The following is a 16,295-nucleotide window of genomic DNA, read 5'->3' on the forward strand; positions in this document are numbered from 1 at the left end:
ATATTCGGGAGCGTATTACGCATTCCCATCATGTTCATGCTGCTGGTGCGCGTGTTCAGTTTTGAACTCGGCCAGCAACTTTGCTTGCTCTTCAGTCAGAGCCAGGTTTTCCAGAAGTTCAGGTCTTCTAAGCCAGGTTCGGCCCAGCGACTGCTTCAAACGCCAGCGACGTATCTCGGCATGGTTTCCAGACAGTAACACTGCCGGTACTTCCATCCCTTCTAACACTTCAGGACGAGTATAGTGTGGACAGTCCAGCAATCCATCGGCAAAGGAATCTTCCGTTGCCGAAGCTTCATGGCCCAGAACCCCCGGAATAAACCGGGCGACGGAGTCAATCAGCGTCATTGCGGGTAACTCACCACCGCTGAGAACGTAATCGCCGATAGACCATTCTTCGTCAATCTCGGTTTGAATTACGCGCTCATCTATCCCTTCGTAGCGCCCACAGACCAGAATCAGCTTTTGATTCATCGCCAGTTCGCTCACGCCCGCTTGATCAAGCTTGCGTCCCTGAGGTGACAGATATATCACCTTTGCGCCTTCACCTGCCGCGGCTTTTGCTGTGTGAATGGCGTCCCGTAAGGGTTGCACCATCATTAGCATCCCCGGTCCGCCGCCGTAAGGACGATCGTCCACGGTACGGTGCCGGTCATGAGTAAAGTCACGAGGACTCCAGCTCTGGATGCTCAGCAGGCCATTCTTTACTGCCCGGCCAGTTACCCCGTAATCGGTAATCGCGCGGAACATTTCAGGAAACAGGCTAATTATGCCAATCCACATAGCGCCGTCTTTTACCGTTTATCCGGAGAATTTAAAAACCAGGATCCCAATCTACTTCAATGGTTTGAGTAGTGAGATCGACTTTCTTGATAACCTGTCCATCGAGGAACGGGACCAGCCGCTCCTTGATGCCAAATGCATCTTTCAGGTTTGCCTTAATGACGAGAACGTCATTTGACCCGGTTTCCATCATATCGATGACTTTCCCCAGGCTGTAACCTTCAGTGGTGACTACCTGGCAGCCCATAAGGTCTTTCCAGTAGTAGTCGCCCTCTTCCAGCTGTGGCAACTGCGACGAATCCACGACAATTTCACAATTAGTCAGCGCATTCGCGGCATCACGATCGTCAATGCCTTTCAGCTTGATGATGATGTCCTGATTGTGGTGACGCCAGCTTTCCAGCTCGACCTCTTCCCACTTACCGGCTTTCTGGATGAACCAGGGCTGGTAATCAAAAATGCTATCAGCGTCTTCAGTGGAGGAAAACACTCTGAGCCAACCACGGATACCGTAGCAAGAACCCATTTTTCCCAATACGATCGGTTCAACAGGTGCTTTATTGCTCATCATGACCACCGTGACAGATTAAGCTGCTTTGTTTGCTGCTTTGATCAGCGTAGCAACGCGATCGGAAACAGTAGCGCCCTGGCCAACCCAGTGAGCGATACGATCCAGATCCAGACGGGTTTCTTCTTCTGCGCCAGAGGCCAGTGGGTTGAAGAAACCAACGCGCTCGATGAAGCGACCGTTGCGTGCATTACGGCTGTCAGTCACAACAACCTGGTAGAACGGACGCTTTTTAGCGCCGTGACGTGCTAAACGAATAGTTACCATAACATCCTCTTGTGTGAATAAAACAACCGGGCCCCATCGAGGAACGGAGCCCGGGTGTCATATTAAAAGCCCGAAAATTTTACTCATTTTCGGGCAAAAAGCAATCTCAAAAGCGATTAACGCCCTGGAAAACCGGGAGGCATCATGCCTTTCATGCCGCGCATCATCTTCGCCATGCCGCCTTTCTTCATTTTCTTCATCATGCGCTGCATGTCGTCGAACTGTTTCAGAAGGCGGTTAACGTCCTGCACCTGCATGCCGCAACCGGCAGCGATACGGCGCTTACGGGAACCTTTGATGATTTCTGGCTTGGCTCGTTCTTTCAGCGTCATGGAGTTAATGATCGCCTCCATACGCACCAGCACTTTGTCATCCATCTGGGATTTAACGTTGTCAGGGATCTGGCCCATGCCCGGCAGTTTGCCCATCAGGCTTGCCATACCGCCCATGTTTTTCATCTGACGCAGCTGCTCAAGGAAGTCGGTCAGATCGAAACCGTCGCCTTTTTTCAGCTTGCTGGCGAGTTTTTCAGCCTGCGCGCGGTCAACCTTGCTCTCGATATCTTCGATCAGCGACAGCACGTCGCCCATGCCGAGGATACGGGAGGCGATACGGTCCGGGTGGAACGGCTCCAGCGCTTCGGTTTTCTCGCCCACGCCGAGGAACTTGATCGGCTTACCGGTGATATGGCGAATAGAAAGCGCCGCACCGCCGCGGGCGTCGCCGTCCACTTTGGTCAGCACCACGCCGGTTAACGGCAGCGCTTCGTTAAACGCTTTCGCGGTGTTCGCCGCATCCTGACCGGTCATGGCGTCAACGACAAACAGGGTCTCTACCGGGTTGATAGAAGCGTGCACCTGCTTGATTTCGTCCATCATCGCTTCGTCAACGTGCAGACGACCGGCGGTATCCACCAGCAGCACGTCGTAGAATTTCAGCTTTGCTTCTTTCAGCGCGGCGTTAACGATGTCGACAGGCTTCTGGGCAACGTCGGACGGGAAGAAGTCCACGCCGACCTGCTCGGCCAGCGTTTCCAGCTGCTTGATCGCCGCCGGGCGATAGACGTCCGCAGAGACCACCAGCACTTTCTTCTTGTGCTTTTCGCGCAGGAATTTACCCAGCTTACCGACGCTTGTGGTTTTACCCGCACCCTGCAGGCCCGCCATCAGCACCACGGCCGGTGGCTGAGCCGCCAGGTTAAGCACCTGGTTCTCTTCGCCCATCGCCGAAACCAGTTCGTTACGAACGATTTTGACGAACTCCTGACCCGGGGTCAGGCTCTTGTTAACTTCATGACCAACCGCCTTCTCTTTTACGCGGTTGATAAAATCACGAACAACCGGCAACGCCACGTCTGCTTCCAGCAGCGCCATGCGCACTTCGCGCAGCGTTTCCTTGATGTTCTCTTCAGTAAGGCGTCCGCGGCCGCTGATGTTGCGCAGCGTGCGCGACAAACGATCGGTTAAATTATCAAACATTGTCTCTCGCCTGAGTAGAAACGTTGGGCCGCATTGAGCGACACATACACAGAATTTTGCCGGAGTATAACATGAAGGCGCCTTTGTTGTTATGCAACGGTTGGAGCAGGCGTCACGTAACGTTATACTGCTTCTCTTTCTTATTAAGACAACTGTCGATGCCTATATGCCTGTTTTCGCACTGATCGCCCTTGTTGCCTACTCTGTCAGCCTCGCGCTGATTATTCCCGGACTGCTGCAAAAAAACAGCGGCTGGCGGCGCATGGCTATTCTTTCGGCGGTCATCGCACTGATAAGCCACGCGTTTGCGCTGGAATCACGCATTATTCCCGGCGACGGCAGCGTGCAAAACCTGAGCGTCCTCAACGTCGGCTCGCTGGTCAGCCTGATGATCTGTACGGTAATGACCATTGTCGCGTCTAAAAATCGCGGCTGGCTGCTGCTGCCGATTGTCTATACCTTCGCGCTGATCAATCTGGCTTTAGCCACCTTTATGCCTAATGAATTCATTACGCATCTGGAGGCGACGCCGGGGATGCTGGTGCACATCGGCCTGTCGCTGTTCGCCTATGCGACGCTGATCATCGCCGCGCTTTACGCCATGCAGCTCGCCTGGATTGATTACCAGTTGAAAAACAAAAAACTGGCGTTCAACCATGAAATGCCGCCGCTGATGGTCATTGAGCGTAAGATGTTCCACATCACCCAGATAGGCGTGGTGCTGCTGACGCTCACGCTCTGCACCGGCCTGTTTTACATGAAGAACCTGTTCAGCGTGGAGAATATCGATAAAGCAGTGCTCTCCATCATCGCGTGGTTTGTCTATATTGTCCTGTTGTGGGGCCATTATCATGAAGGCTGGCGCGGTCGTCGCGTCGTCTGGTTCAACGTCGCGGGTGCGGGCATTCTCACCCTTGCCTATTTTGGCAGCCGCTTCATACAGCAATTTGCTGGCTAAGTTATAAAAGGAGTTCCCCCTGGAACACATCTCTACCACCACGCTGATCGTTATCCTGATCGTCATGGTGGTCATCTCCGCCTATTTCTCCGGCTCGGAAACCGGCATGATGACCTTAAACCGTTACCGGTTGCGTCATCGTGCTAAACAGGGTAACCGTGCCGCCCGCCGCGTTGAAAAACTGCTCCGCAAGCCGGATCGGCTGATAAGCCTGGTGCTTATCGGCAACAACCTTGTCAACATTCTGGCCTCAGCTCTCGGCACCATCGTTGGGATGCGCCTGTACGGCAACGCCGGGGTCGCGATTGCCACCGGCGTGCTGACGTTTGTGGTGCTGGTATTTGCCGAAGTACTGCCAAAAACCATCGCCGCGCTTTACCCGGAAAAGGTGGCCTACCCGAGCAGCTTCCTGCTGGCGCCGCTGCAGATCCTGATGATGCCGCTGGTCTGGCTGCTGAACATGGTCACGCGTGTTTTGATGCGGATGGTGGGGATCAAAGCCGACGTCACTATCAGCAGCGCGCTCAGCAAAGAAGAGCTGCGCACCATCGTGAACGAATCCCGCTCGCAGATCTCCCGGCGCAATCAGGATATGCTCCTGTCGGTGCTGGATCTGGAAAAGGTGAGCGTGAACGACATCATGGTGCCGCGCAACGAAATCGTCGGTATCGACATCAACGACGACTGGAAAGCCATTGTCCGCCAGCTGACGCACTCCCCGCATGGGCGCATCGTGCTCTATCGCGACTCGCTGGATGACGCCATCAGCATGCTGCGCGTGCGCGAAGCCTACCGTCTGATGACCGAGAAAAAAGAGTTCACCAAAGAGGTGATGCTGCGCGCCGCCGACGAGATTTACTACGTGCCGGAAGGTACGCCGCTCAGCACGCAGCTGGTTAAATTCCAGCGCAACAAGAAAAAAGTCGGCCTGGTGGTCAACGAGTACGGCGATATTCAGGGCCTGGTGACGGTCGAAGATATTCTGGAAGAGATTGTCGGAGACTTTACCACGTCGATGTCCCCTCCCCTCGCGGAGGAAGTGACTCCGCAGAACGACGGTTCGGTACTGATTGACGGTAGCGCGAACATCCGTGAACTCAACAAAGCCTTTAACTGGCATTTGCCGGAAGATGAAGCTCGTACCATGAACGGGATGATTCTGGAAGCGCTGGAAGAGATCCCGGCGGCGGGCACGCGGGTGCGCATTGAGCAGTACGATATTGATATCCTGGACGTGCAGGACAATATGATTAAGCAGGTGAAGGTGCTGCCCGTCACGCCACTTCGGGAAAGTATTGCCGAGTAAAGCGTAGGCCGGGTAAGGCGAATGCCGCCACCCGGCACTACAGGTAGCAAATTAGGCTTTCGCTTTCGCCACGGTCACCATCGCAGCGCGAATGGTACGGCCGTTCAGGGTGTAACCTTTCTGCATCACGCCCAGCACTTTACCGGCTTCAATCTCTTCAGATTCCACCATCGCAATGGCCTGGTGAACGTTTGGATCCAGCGGCACATCGGTATCCGCAATCACTTCCACGCCAAACTTACGCACGACGTCGAGCATGGATTTCAGCGTCAGTTCGATACCTTCGATCATCGCCGCGTTGTCCGGATTCGCTTTGTCAGCCACTTCCAGCGCGCGGTCGAGGCTATCGATCACCGGCAGCAGTTCGTTGACGAATTTCTCCAGCGCAAATTTATGCGCCTTCTCAACGTCCTGCTCGGTACGACGACGCAGGTTTTCCATTTCCGCCTTGATGCGCAGAACGGTGTCGCGTTCGCGATTCTGTGCTTCTACCAGTTGGGCTTCCAGATTCGCAATTTTTTCATCGCGCGGGTCCACCTGCTCAGCAGATGCGTCTGGCTCTACAGCCTCAACTTCATCGTGCTGTTCCGTGATAATTTCTTCAGGGGCTTGCCCCTCAGGCGTTTTCTGTTCTTTACTACTCATGAATTTCTCCGCGTTTTTCTGCATTCATCTCGCTAACTTCGCTTATTATGGGGATCAGTTTCCTGGATTCAAGGGAACAAGAGAGATTGTCATCATTCATCAGGCACAAGGACCTCCAGAAAATGAATAATCATTTCAGGTGTATTGGGATCGTCGGGCATCCGCGTCACCCTACCGCATTGACGACACATGAAATGTTGTATCGCTGGTTGTGTAGCAAAGGCTATGAAGTGATGGTCGAGCAGCAAATTGCGCAGGAACTGCAGCTGAAGAGCGTCAAAACCGGCACGCTGGCGGAAATTGGCCAACAGGCCGATCTCGCCGTGGTGGTGGGCGGCGATGGCAACATGCTCGGCGCGGCACGCACGCTGGCGCGTTATGACATCAAGGTCATCGGTATCAACCGCGGCAATCTCGGCTTTTTAACCGACCTCGACCCGGATAACGCGCAGCAACAGCTGGCCGACGTGCTGGAAGGTCATTATATCAGCGAAAAACGCTTTTTACTGGAAGCGCAGGTGTGCCAGCAGGACTGTCAGAAGCGCATCAGCACCGCGATTAACGAGGTGGTGCTTCATCCCGGCAAAGTGGCACACATGATTGAGTTCGAAGTTTATATCGACGAAATCTTTGCCTTCTCCCAGCGTTCTGACGGGTTGATTATCTCCACCCCGACCGGCTCAACCGCCTACTCGCTTTCTGCGGGCGGCCCGATCCTGACGCCCTCTCTGGATGCTATTACGCTAGTGCCGATGTTCCCGCACACGCTCTCCGCGCGCCCGCTGGTGATTAACGGCGACAGTACGATACGTCTGCGCTTCTCGCACCGCCGTAACGACCTGGAGATCAGCTGCGACAGCCAGATCGCGCTGCCAATCCAGGAAGGTGAAGATGTTCTTATTCGCCGGTGTGATTACCACCTGAACTTGATTCACCCGAAAGATTACAGCTATTTCAACACATTAAGCTCGAAGCTTGGCTGGTCAAAAAAATTGTTCTGATTTTGCATCCAGTACTTTACTGTATAAAAAACCAGTTTATACTGTATGAAAACACAGTTATGGTTTTTCATACAGGAAAACAATTATGCTGGCACAACTGACCATCAGCAACTTTGCCATTGTTCGTGAGCTTGAGATCGATTTCCACAGCGGCATGACGGCGATCACCGGCGAAACCGGTGCGGGTAAATCCATTGCCATTGATGCCCTCGGCTTGTGCCTTGGCGGCCGTGCAGAGGGCGACATGGTGCGCATGGGCGCAAACCGTGCCGATCTTTGCGCACGTTTCTCCCTGAAAGATACCCCTGCAGCCCTGCGCTGGCTGGAACAAAATCAGCTCGAAGATGGACGTGAATGTTTACTTCGCCGCGTGATCAGCAGCGACGGGCGCTCCCGTGGCTTTATCAACGGCACGGCGGTCCCGCTCTCCCAGCTCCGCGAACTCGGCCAGCTGCTTATCCAGATCCACGGTCAGCACGCGCATCAGCAACTCGTCAAACCAGAACAGCAGAAAGCCCTGCTTGATGGCTATGCAGGTGAGTACGCGCTTACTCAGCTTATGGCGGAGCACTACCGCCAGTGGCATCAGAGCTGCCGCGAGCTCGCCCAGCACCAGCAGCAAAGCCAGGAGCGCGCCGCGCGTGCGGAGCTGCTGGCGTACCAGCTTAAAGAGCTGAACGAATTCAACCCGCAGGCGGGTGAGTTTGAACAAATTGACGAAGAGTACAAGCGCCTCGCCAACAGCGGCCACCTGCTCTCAACCAGCCAGAATGCCCTCGACATGCTGGCAGATGGCGAAGACGTTAACCTGCAGAGCCAGCTGTATAATGTCCGTCAACTGGTCACCGAACTTGCCGGCATGGACAGTAAACTTTCTGGCGTACTGGATATGCTGGAAGAGGCCGCGATTCAAATCTCAGAAGCCAGTGACGAACTGCGTCATTATTGTGAACGGCTGGACCTCGACCCGAACCGCCTGTTTGAGCTGGAGCAGCGCCTTTCTCGTCAGATTTCACTGGCGCGCAAGCACCATGTCACGCCGGAAGAACTACCAGGCTATTATCAGTCTCTGCTCGAAGAACAGCAGCAGCTTGACGATCAGGCGGATTCGCAGGAAACCCTCTCTCTGGCCGTGAACCTGCATCATCAGCAGGCGCTGACCACGGCGAAAAAACTGCATGAGATCCGTCAACATTACGCTCAGGAGCTAAGCCAGCACATCACCGACAGCATGCACACGCTGGCGATGCCGCACGGTGTATTCACTATTGATGTCCGTTTTGAAGAGAACCACCTGACGGCAGAAGGGGCGGATCGCATCGAGTTCCGCGTCACCACCAACCCGGGGCAGCCGCTGCAGGCAATCTCCAAAGTGGCATCCGGCGGTGAACTGTCGCGTATTGCGCTGGCTATTCAGGTGATTACCGCACGTAAAATGGAAACCCCGGCGCTGATTTTCGATGAAGTGGATGTCGGCATCAGCGGCCCAACGGCGGCAGTGGTGGGTAAACTGCTGCGCCAGCTAGGTGAGTCAACGCAGGTGATGTGTGTCACCCACCTGCCGCAGGTCGCGGGATGTGGTCATCATCACTTTATTGTCAGTAAAGAAACCGACGGCGAAATGACCGAAACGCACATGAAGCCGCTGGATAAACGCGCGCGTCTGCAGGAGCTGGCACGACTGCTCGGCGGCAGTGAAGTCACGCGTAATACGCTCGCGAACGCGAAAGAACTGCTGGCGGCATAAACTTTTTCGGGATCTCAGGGTCATACAGAACAACAAAAACGCCGCCAGACCGGTTTCAAAGTGGGGCAAGGTCTATTATCATCGGCATATTACATATGAGCCGCGTTCTGCTCGGGCCCGAAAAGGAATCAAATCACTATGCGTTGTAAAATGCTGACCGCTGCCGCAGCGGTTCTTCTGATGTTGACCGCAGGCTGTTCCACTCTGGAGAAAGTGGTTTACCGTCCTGACATCAACCAGGGGAACTACCTTACCCCTAACGATGTGTCCAAAATCCGCGTGGGGATGACACAACAGCAGGTCGCTTATGCACTGGGAACCCCGATGATGACCGATCCGTTCGGCACTAACACCTGGTTCTATGTATTCCGTCAGCAGCCTGGCCACGAAAGCGTGACCCAGCAGACCCTGACGCTGACCTTCAGCAGCGCCGGTGTGTTGACCAACATTGATAACAAACCTGCCCTGACAAAATAATCAGAAGCCAGAAATGCAAAAAGGTGCTCAACGAGCACCTTTTTTGTTTTTCTTTATCCCTTCCCCCCTTTGGGAAGAGAGACAGGGTGAGGGGGAAACACGCTACTTAGCAGACTTCTCCGCGCGCTGACGACGCAGCTCTTTCGGGTCGGCAATCAGCGGACGATAAATCTCGACCCGGTCGCCCTCCCTCAGCACATCGCCCAGCTTCACCGGACGGCTGTAAATCCCGACCTTGTTCTTCGCCAGGTCGATATCTCTGCGAAGCTCAAGGATGCCGGACGCGCGGATAGCCGCCTCTACGGTTGCCCCCTCTTCCAGCATTACACGCTGTAGGTACTGCTTCTCCGGCAGCGCGTAGACCACCTCTACAGCAATCTTATGCGACACTGTAAACCTCTTTGGCGCGGGTGGTAAACGCCTGAACCATATTTGACGCCAGCTCTTTAAAGATGCGGCCAAACGCCAGCTCAATTAGCTTATTGGTGAACTCAAAGTCCAGATGGAACTCAATGCGGCAGGCGTCAGCGCTCAGTGGCGTAAACTTCCAGCCACCCATCAGGGTTTTAAATGGACCATCTACCAGATGCATCAAAATACTCTGATTGTTAGTCAGCGTATTGCGGGTGGTGAACGTCTTGCTGATCCCCGCTTTGGAGACATCCACCGCCGCAGTCATCTGCGTCGGGCCAGACTCCAGAACGCGGCTCCCGGTACATCCCGGGATAAACTCTGGATAAGACTGAACATCGTTCACTAACTGATACATTTGTTCCGCGCTGTAAGGAACGAGCGCAGTACGGCTAATCTGAGGCATAGCATTTTCCATGGTCACACAACGGACAAATAATAACATTTATCACCTGTTAAAAAAACGCTAAGCCTCATCTCGTGCTAAGATAGCGCGTTAGACCTCACAGGACGCAATGAGGTGACTTTTTGAAATCAGATTACCGACGGCTTTACGACACTTATGACGAAGAAAAAAGCACATAAACCAGGCTCGGCGACCATTGCGCTCAACAAGCGTGCTCGCCACGAGTATTTCATTGAAGAAGAATTCGAAGCTGGCCTTGCGTTGCAGGGCTGGGAAGTAAAATCGCTGCGCGCCGGGAAAGCCAACATCGGCGACAGCTACGTGATCCTTAAAGATAGCGAAGCCTTCCTGTTCGGCGCGAACTTTACGCCGCTGACCGTCGCCTCGTCGCACTACGTATGTGACCCAACGCGCACCCGTAAGCTGCTGCTGAACAAGCGTGAGCTGGAATCCCTCTACGGACGCATCAACCGTGAAGGTTTCACCGTGGTCGCCCTGTCACTGTACTGGAAAAATGCCTGGTGCAAAGTGAAAATTGGCGTCGCGAAAGGTAAAAAACAGCACGACAAACGTACTGACCTGAAAGAACGCGAGTGGCAGTTGGATAAAGCGCGCATTATGAAAAACGCAGGACGTTGATTCTGCACACTTATTGTACTATTCAATAAGTTAGCGTTCCGGGCTGGTATCCAGGAAGTGAAATCTGGTATACTTAGTTCAACACTATTGGGGCTGATTCTGGATTCGACGGGATTTGCGAAACCCAAGGTGCATGCCGAGGGGCGGTTTGCCTCGTTAAAAGCCGCAAAAAAATAGTCGCAAACGACGAAAACTACGCTTTAGCAGCTTAATAACCTGCTCTGAGCCCTCTCTCCCTAGCTTCCGCTCTTAAGACGGGGATCAAAGAGAGGTCAAACCCAAAAGAGATCGCGTGGAAGCCCTGCCTGGGGTTGAAGCGTTAAAACTAATCAGGCTAGTTCGTTAGTGGCGTGTCTGTCCGCAGCTGGCGTGCGAATGTAAAGACAAACTAAGCATGTAGTACCGAGGATGTAGAAATTTCGGACGCGGGTTCAACTCCCGCCAGCTCCACCAAAATTCTCCATCGGTGATTACCAGAGTCATCCGATGAAGTCCTAAGAGCCCGCACGGCGCAAGCCCTGCGGGCTTTTTTGTGTCTGCATTTTATCCCGCGAAGTTCTTAAAATATTCCGGCAACAATGGAACATTACGCCATCAAACATTGTTTCGCTCATGCTCAATGAGCCATTCTTTGCGCGAAATACCACCGCCGTAACCCGTCATCTTTCCATCTTTGCCAATTATCCTGTGACAAGGGATCACAATCGCAATCCGGTTTGCACCATTAGCTGCAGCGACGGCGCGCACAGCATTAGGCTTATTCATCCCTAGCGAAATGGCCTGATAGTGCGAAGTCTGTCCATAGGGAACTGCACGCAACTCATGCCAGACGGATTGTTGAAAATCACTGCCCGGGGCATCCACAGAGAGCTCAAACTGTCGGCGAGTTCCGGCAAAATACTCGCTGATTTCTTTTACTGTCTGCCGGGTATGGCTGTTTTCTCCGGTGACAATTCTGGCGTTAAATAAACGCTGGATATCGCGGAATTCCGTTTCTAACATCCGGCGATCGGTAAACTCCAGCAGACACACTCCCCGCTCAGTCGCGCAGACAAACATAGGCCCAAGCGTAGTGGTAAACCGATGAATGACAATCACCTCGGTTGCCTGAGTCGGCGCTGCGCCAGTAAGCCGCTTGTAGATGTAACCAAACCCGCTCAGGGATTCATAGCCATTGTCCAGCGCCACGTCAGTAGCCGCTCGTCCGCTTTTTAGCTCCTGCATGGCAACGTTCACCCGCTGCATTCGCTGGAAAGCCTGGAAAGTGATGCCGTGATGTTGCAGGAACCAGCGTCTTACCCGCTCCGGACTGATTCCGTGCTGGCGAAGCTGCGCGTCAGCCACACGGGATTTAATATCGCGCCTGACAAGCGCAAGCGCCTGTTCAACAAATAATGGCGCGCTGTGCGCATTTTCAGCGGGTCTGCAGACCTTACAGGGACGAAAGCCATCCGCCAGGGCGGATTTGGCATCTTTATAAAATTCAACATTTTCGCGCCTGGGCTTTCGCGCCCGGCATACCGAAATGCAGAATACGCCAGTAGTTTTGACGCCAACAAAAAATACGCCGGTATATTCTGAATCTCGTTCGAGTAATGCCTGATACCAGATATCACACAAATTCTTATCGGTTATTTTCATCGCTAAAAAGTCCTGCAAATGACTGACGAGTTCGAATCGCATGCATTACATCACTCAGCGTTGACTGCATGGCTGAATGAACAAAATTGCCCATTGAAATGCGGTTTACCCCGGCCCGTTTCAGCCTGTCGAACGACGGAAGATCGGGCATACACATGACGTTCAGAGGCAGACCCGTTGCCTCTGCAATGAGGCTGATGTCTTTCTCTGATGTAAGACAGGGAACAAAAAGGCCATCAGCACCTGCAGCTTTATAGCTCTGACCCCGTAATATCGTCTCCTGCAATGCGTCTTCATGCCCGAGCAGGTAAGTGTCAGTCCGAATGTTCAGAAACAGGCTACAGTTTTCACTTCTCAGCGCATTGCATACTGTTCTCAGATTACGGGAAAAATAAGAGATATCGTCAAGCTGACGCTTACCATTAATGACTCTGCTGTCTTCAAGGTTAACGCCTGCTACGCCTGTCTGAGCAAGGCGCCTGAGATTAGCGACTATCTCTTCGGCTGAATCACCATATCCTGCTTCCATGTCAACGCTTAATGGCAGGCTGCTGACAGCCCGGATACGGGTGACTACATAAAATAACGCATCAAACGGCATTCCCTGCCCGTCTTCATATCCCAGCATGGACGCTATTGCTGCACTGGACGTTCCCAGTGCCTGATAGCCTGCTTCTTGCGCTGCGGCAGCACTGGCGGCGTCCCAAACGTTAGCGATAAGCAGGGGCTGATCCTGGTTGTGGAGTTCTGCAAAATTCATATTCATTTCCTCTCAATAGATTGAAAATGAATCTAAGCGTTCAGTATGAACGTCACAACCGAAATTCAGACGACCATTTTTTAGCAAGCGTAGTCTGGATTCGCAGACCAGTCAGATCTGTTGTAAACCAGCTGCGCTAACCTGCATTTTTTCATCCGCAACATTAGTTCGCAGATGCCGTCGGTCTGATCGTAATTTCTGTTGTATCGACACTCTCAGGCGCCTCGATGATGTGGCGCACAGCGCGGGCGATATCAGCAGGTTTGAGGGCAATAGCACGGTACGCGTCCATCGCCGCCATGGTTTCCGGGTGCGTAATGGTCGAGGCCAGTTCGCTTTCCACTACCCCAGGGTTAACGCAGGTCACGCGGATGTTCGAACTTTCCTGACGTAAACCATCCGAAATCGCCCGTACGGCGAATTTGGTGGCACAGTAGACAGCAGCCGTGGGCACCACGGACAAGGCACCAATCGAGCCGATATTAATGATTTGTCCCGAGCCCTGGGCTTCCATAATCGGCAGCACGGCGCCTATCCCCCACAGCACGCCCTTGATATTCACGTCAATGGTGCGCTCCCACTCATCCTGCTTGCCTGCCGACAGCGGAGAAAGAGGCATGATGCCCGCGTTGTTAATCAGCACGTCAATGCGGCCCCACTTTTCACGCGCTGCCTGTACGAAGTCAGCCATCGACTGGCGGCTGGTAACGTCTAAGACTGCGGCCTCTGCTTCCCCCCCTGCACTGCGGATTTCAGCAGCCAGGGCGTTGATGCGATCCAGCCTGCGAGCGCCCAGGAAAACGTTCGCGCCTGCCTTGCCTAACTCTCTGGCAATACCTTCTCCGATACCGCTTGATGCACCGGTAATTAAGATAACTTTGTTCATGTTTTGCTCCTTACGTTGGGTTCAACGTGATAATAGATACTCACCATTGTTTCTTGTATCCTGCATTTACTGGACTCACTGGTTAGCAATGTTAAACAATGAAAATCGATCTCAATCTGTTACCTGTTTTTCTGGCGGTCGCCGAGGAGCGCAGCTTTAGCGCTGCCGCCGCGCGGCTGGGCATAACCCGCTCCGCTGTCAGTCAGGGGATTAGGCGTCTTGAAGATGGTTTTCAAACCCTGTTGGTGATGCGCACCACGCGCTCGGTAAGCCTCACTGAAGCAGGGGAACGGCTGCGTAAATCGTTGCAGGCTCCCATCGCCAATATTGAAGCGGCATTTGAAGACGTCGCGTCGGACAGCACACCGCGCGGTCAGCTCAGAATCGCGGTCACCTCAATCGCGGAAGCGTTTCTCTCTGGCCCGCTGCTCGCTTCGTTTGCGGCTGCGCATCCTGCGGTATCGCTTGATATCTTCGTGTCGGACGAGGAGTTCGATATCGTGGCGGCGGGCTATGACGCCGGGGTAAGGCTGGGTGAAGTTATTGAAAAAGACATGATCGCCGTTCCCCTTACGGGTCATCAGCGTGAGAGGGTAGTGGCTTCACCGTCCTATCTGGCGACTCACGGCGTACCTGAGCACCCCCGCGAGCTGGTGGCTCACCGGTGTATCGGCTGGCGCCCAGCCCCGGACGTTGCCCCCTATCGCTGGGAATTTGAGGAGGCGGGTGTTCCTTTCGATGTGGCGATTGAACCGCAGATCACCACAAACGATCTGCGCCTTATGCTCAGCCTGGCACTGGCCGGCGGCGGCATAACCTTAGCCACGGAGGATACATTCACTCCGTATATCGAAACGGGGCAGCTTGTTGCCCTGCTGGATACGTTTCTTCCGTCTTTTCCAGGCTTTTATCTCTATTTCCCCCAGCGTCACAATATGGCGCCCAAGCTAAGAGCCCTGATCGAGCACGTCCGCCAGTGGCGACAGCCAGCGGCAACGCACAGCGTTCAACGCTAACAAGGCCAGTAACTTTCATGCAGATTTTCCTTACCCTGCCGCTGCCCTTTGATAAACATCAACGACACCGCCCTCCTCCCATGGAAAAGTAAAAACGGACACAATTCACTTAGGGGATATGTCGTGCCGGGGATGGCTTAACGATGTAGCCCGCATGCTGGACAAGACATCACACAAGGATGGAGCCTTAAAATGTACAGACCCATGGTCGTTATTTTCTTTATTCTGCTGACCCTTGCAGCCCTCATAGAAATAGGTTTTTTATCCTTCGGGTGATCCTCAAGCAAGGAGGCGCTTACCTGGGTACTTTGATCTCATTACAGTTTTTTCCTAAAGCCACCCCGCTTCGTCTGTGCCATGCTGAATCACGCTCATAACCGATAACGTTAAATGAGGATATTATGAAAAAAACAATTATCGCATTATCTGCCGTTCTGCTGGCTTCCCCAGTATTTGCTGCGACCACACATGCAACTGACGATACCGTCGCTGCGGCGAACGCAAACGCCAACGAAGCGAAGCAAAAACTGCACGAAGAGCAGAACAAAGGCGAAGAGCTGAAGCTGAAACAGCAGCATGCTGCGGAAGGTAAGAGCGAAAGCTTTGGCAGCAAAGTCAGCGAAGATTCCCAGAAAGCCTGGCATAAAACCAAAGAAGGCACCGAGAAGGGGTGGGATGCAACTAAAGAAGGCGCAGAGAAAGGCTGGAACAAAACCAAAGAAGGTGCCAGCGAGCTGGAAAAGAAAGTCACTGAATAACCGACATACTCACCTCAGGGCCGCGTTAGCGGCCTTTTTTATTGCTTCGAATAAAAGCGATACGTCGTGTATATCTGCCCCTTTTTGTTCGCCGCCTTATGACGACAGATAGGATTGATGCAAATGTCCGGATGCCCATCCCTGCGGTCATTTTTTTTCGCCCTCAGTATCAGGTTAATGAATGACCGTATTGAAAATACAGCAGGTTATTATATTTCCTGCTCGCAGTAGCATAATTCCAACACCACATAAGAATATATTTTAAATCCCTATTAATATAATATATCCTACATCAAGAATGTTATCCTAACTTAAACCATGATTAAGCAGCTTTAAATAATAACATTTTTAATTGCATTCAAAAACGACACTACCAATTATTAAACTACATCTAAAACATAAATAAAAAAGCATACTGAAATCAGAAAATATCCAACAAAAACAATCTATTAATAAAACAAATACATAAACCTCATCAATAAATTAATGGCCTCTTTACGACCTACCTCTTTATTTACGAAAGCTTAATTTGCACATTCACCGTTTTC

Annotated in this window: 18 protein-coding genes and 1 other RNA gene; 9 read left to right on the plus strand and 10 right to left on the minus strand. The window is 52.9% G+C overall.

Translation table 11 applies throughout. The features are described from left to right. Positions 1-15: 15 nt before the first annotated feature. The 4 genes from trmD to ffh all read right to left on the minus strand — a co-directional run bounded on the left by trmD (position 16) and on the right by ffh (position 3,096). On the minus strand, positions 16-783 hold the full coding sequence (gene trmD / locus INF77_RS04345) for a tRNA (guanosine(37)-N1)-methyltransferase TrmD (protein ID WP_193532621.1): 768 nt from the start codon (positions 781-783) through the stop codon (positions 16-18). Positions 784-814: 31 nt separating this feature from the next. Beyond that, positions 815-1,354, minus strand: coding sequence for a ribosome maturation factor RimM (gene rimM, locus INF77_RS04350; protein ID WP_003863136.1), 540 nt, complete (start codon positions 1,352-1,354; stop codon positions 815-817). 15 nt (positions 1,355-1,369) lie between these two features. After that, positions 1,370-1,618, minus strand: coding sequence for a 30S ribosomal protein S16 (rpsP, locus tag INF77_RS04355; protein WP_022649067.1), 249 nt, complete (start codon positions 1,616-1,618; stop codon positions 1,370-1,372). A gap of 116 nt (positions 1,619-1,734) precedes the next feature. Next, the gene (gene ffh, locus INF77_RS04360) at positions 1,735-3,096 is read right to left on the minus strand and encodes a signal recognition particle protein (protein WP_003863132.1); all 1,362 of its coding nucleotides are present in this window, start codon (positions 3,094-3,096) and stop codon (positions 1,735-1,737) included. Between the two features lie 166 nt (positions 3,097-3,262). On the opposite strand from ffh, the gene INF77_RS04365 reads away from it, so the two are divergent. Then, complete coding sequence (locus INF77_RS04365; protein WP_032645009.1) at positions 3,263-4,054, plus strand: inner membrane protein YpjD; 792 nt, start codon at positions 3,263-3,265, stop codon at positions 4,052-4,054. 19 nt (positions 4,055-4,073) lie between these two features. After that, entirely contained in the window at positions 4,074-5,360 is a 1,287-nt protein-coding gene (locus INF77_RS04370; protein ID WP_193532627.1) for an HlyC/CorC family transporter, read from the plus strand. 51 nt (positions 5,361-5,411) lie between these two features. On the opposite strand, the gene grpE is transcribed toward INF77_RS04370, so the two are convergent. Further along, a complete protein-coding gene (gene grpE, locus INF77_RS04375; RefSeq protein WP_032644906.1) occupies positions 5,412-6,005 on the minus strand; it encodes a nucleotide exchange factor GrpE in 594 nt (197 codons plus the stop codon). 122 nt (positions 6,006-6,127) lie between these two features. Here grpE and nadK point away from each other — a divergent pair, with 122 nt between their 5' ends. The 3 genes from nadK to bamE all read left to right on the plus strand — a co-directional run bounded on the left by nadK (position 6,128) and on the right by bamE (position 9,230). Next, entirely contained in the window at positions 6,128-7,006 is an 879-nt protein-coding gene (gene nadK, locus INF77_RS04380; RefSeq protein WP_008502500.1) for an NAD(+) kinase, read from the plus strand. Between the two features lie 85 nt (positions 7,007-7,091). Then, positions 7,092-8,753: a DNA repair protein RecN gene (gene recN / locus INF77_RS04385; RefSeq protein WP_063943928.1), complete on the plus strand. Its 1,662-nt coding sequence runs from the start codon at positions 7,092-7,094 to the stop codon at positions 8,751-8,753. Positions 8,754-8,891: 138 nt separating this feature from the next. After that, positions 8,892-9,230, plus strand: a complete 339-nt coding sequence (gene bamE / locus INF77_RS04390; protein ID WP_028014132.1) for an outer membrane protein assembly factor BamE — start codon at positions 8,892-8,894, stop codon at positions 9,228-9,230. A 102-nt stretch (positions 9,231-9,332) separates the two neighbouring features. Here bamE and INF77_RS04395 read toward each other — a convergent pair whose 3' ends face one another. Both INF77_RS04395 and INF77_RS04400 read right to left on the minus strand, forming a co-directional pair. Then, complete coding sequence (locus INF77_RS04395) at positions 9,333-9,620, minus strand: RnfH family protein (protein ID WP_048959070.1); 288 nt, start codon at positions 9,618-9,620, stop codon at positions 9,333-9,335. Next, the gene (locus tag INF77_RS04400; RefSeq protein WP_008502504.1) at positions 9,610-10,047 is read right to left on the minus strand and encodes a type II toxin-antitoxin system RatA family toxin; all 438 of its coding nucleotides are present in this window, start codon (positions 10,045-10,047) and stop codon (positions 9,610-9,612) included. The genes INF77_RS04395 and INF77_RS04400 overlap by 11 nt, the downstream gene beginning before the upstream one ends. Positions 10,048-10,203: 156 nt before the next feature. Here INF77_RS04400 and smpB point away from each other — a divergent pair, with 156 nt between their 5' ends. Then, a complete protein-coding gene (smpB, locus tag INF77_RS04405; protein ID WP_193532620.1) occupies positions 10,204-10,686 on the plus strand; it encodes an SsrA-binding protein SmpB in 483 nt (160 codons plus the stop codon). An 89-nt stretch (positions 10,687-10,775) separates the two neighbouring features. Beyond that, positions 10,776-11,139: a transfer-messenger RNA gene (gene ssrA, locus INF77_RS04410) on the plus strand. Between the two features lie 141 nt (positions 11,140-11,280). On the opposite strand, the gene INF77_RS04415 is transcribed toward ssrA, so the two are convergent. The 3 genes from INF77_RS04415 to INF77_RS04425 all read right to left on the minus strand — a co-directional run bounded on the left by INF77_RS04415 (position 11,281) and on the right by INF77_RS04425 (position 13,973). Next, positions 11,281-12,327, minus strand: coding sequence for a bifunctional transcriptional activator/DNA repair enzyme AdaA (locus tag INF77_RS04415; RefSeq protein WP_193532626.1), 1,047 nt, complete (start codon positions 12,325-12,327; stop codon positions 11,281-11,283). Then, positions 12,311-13,087, minus strand: a complete 777-nt coding sequence (locus INF77_RS04420; protein ID WP_193532619.1) for an isocitrate lyase/phosphoenolpyruvate mutase family protein — start codon at positions 13,085-13,087, stop codon at positions 12,311-12,313. The genes INF77_RS04415 and INF77_RS04420 overlap by 17 nt, the downstream gene beginning before the upstream one ends. 163 nt (positions 13,088-13,250) lie before the next feature. Continuing rightward, positions 13,251-13,973 (minus strand): SDR family oxidoreductase, encoded by a 723-nt coding sequence (locus INF77_RS04425; protein WP_047367534.1) that lies wholly within the window; start codon positions 13,971-13,973, stop codon positions 13,251-13,253. 98 nt (positions 13,974-14,071) lie between these two features. Here INF77_RS04425 and INF77_RS04430 point away from each other — a divergent pair, with 98 nt between their 5' ends. Together INF77_RS04430 and INF77_RS04435 are read left to right on the plus strand one after the other, a co-directional pair. Then, on the plus strand, positions 14,072-14,989 hold the full coding sequence (locus INF77_RS04430; protein ID WP_193532618.1) for a LysR family transcriptional regulator: 918 nt from the start codon (positions 14,072-14,074) through the stop codon (positions 14,987-14,989). 401 nt (positions 14,990-15,390) lie between these two features. After that, a complete protein-coding gene (locus INF77_RS04435) occupies positions 15,391-15,747 on the plus strand; it encodes a hypothetical protein (protein ID WP_028014145.1) in 357 nt (118 codons plus the stop codon). The last annotated feature ends 548 nt before the right edge of the window (positions 15,748-16,295 follow it).

The organism is Enterobacter cloacae complex sp. P1B, from assembly GCF_014982345.1.
Lineage (GTDB): Bacteria > Pseudomonadota > Gammaproteobacteria > Enterobacterales > Enterobacteriaceae > Enterobacter > Enterobacter bugandensis.

What these genes read in the sequence shown, in the direction of transcription:
- trmD (WP_193532621.1), bottom strand. Translation starts at nt 783, where the DNA reads ATGTGGATTGGCATAATTAGCCTGTTTCCTGAAATGTTCCGCGCGATT.
- rimM (WP_003863136.1), bottom strand. Translation starts at nt 1,354, where the DNA reads ATGATGAGCAATAAAGCACCTGTTGAACCGATCGTATTGGGAAAAATG.
- rpsP (WP_022649067.1), bottom strand. Translation starts at nt 1,618, where the DNA reads ATGGTAACTATTCGTTTAGCACGTCACGGCGCTAAAAAGCGTCCGTTC.
- ffh (WP_003863132.1), bottom strand. Translation starts at nt 3,096, where the DNA reads ATGTTTGATAATTTAACCGATCGTTTGTCGCGCACGCTGCGCAACATC.
- INF77_RS04365 (WP_032645009.1), top strand. Translation starts at nt 3,263, where the DNA reads ATGCCTGTTTTCGCACTGATCGCCCTTGTTGCCTACTCTGTCAGCCTC.
- grpE (WP_032644906.1), bottom strand. Translation starts at nt 6,005, where the DNA reads ATGAGTAGTAAAGAACAGAAAACGCCTGAGGGGCAAGCCCCTGAAGAA.
- nadK (WP_008502500.1), top strand. Translation starts at nt 6,128, where the DNA reads ATGAATAATCATTTCAGGTGTATTGGGATCGTCGGGCATCCGCGTCAC.
- recN (WP_063943928.1), top strand. Translation starts at nt 7,092, where the DNA reads ATGCTGGCACAACTGACCATCAGCAACTTTGCCATTGTTCGTGAGCTT.
- bamE (WP_028014132.1), top strand. Translation starts at nt 8,892, where the DNA reads ATGCGTTGTAAAATGCTGACCGCTGCCGCAGCGGTTCTTCTGATGTTG.
- INF77_RS04400 (WP_008502504.1), bottom strand. Translation starts at nt 10,047, where the DNA reads ATGCCTCAGATTAGCCGTACTGCGCTCGTTCCTTACAGCGCGGAACAA.
- smpB (WP_193532620.1), top strand. Translation starts at nt 10,204, where the DNA reads ATGACGAAGAAAAAAGCACATAAACCAGGCTCGGCGACCATTGCGCTC.
- INF77_RS04415 (WP_193532626.1), bottom strand. Translation starts at nt 12,327, where the DNA reads ATGAAAATAACCGATAAGAATTTGTGTGATATCTGGTATCAGGCATTA.
- INF77_RS04420 (WP_193532619.1), bottom strand. Translation starts at nt 13,087, where the DNA reads ATGAATTTTGCAGAACTCCACAACCAGGATCAGCCCCTGCTTATCGCT.
- INF77_RS04425 (WP_047367534.1), bottom strand. Translation starts at nt 13,973, where the DNA reads ATGAACAAAGTTATCTTAATTACCGGTGCATCAAGCGGTATCGGAGAA.
- INF77_RS04430 (WP_193532618.1), top strand. Translation starts at nt 14,072, where the DNA reads ATGAAAATCGATCTCAATCTGTTACCTGTTTTTCTGGCGGTCGCCGAG.
- INF77_RS04435 (WP_028014145.1), top strand. Translation starts at nt 15,391, where the DNA reads ATGAAAAAAACAATTATCGCATTATCTGCCGTTCTGCTGGCTTCCCCA.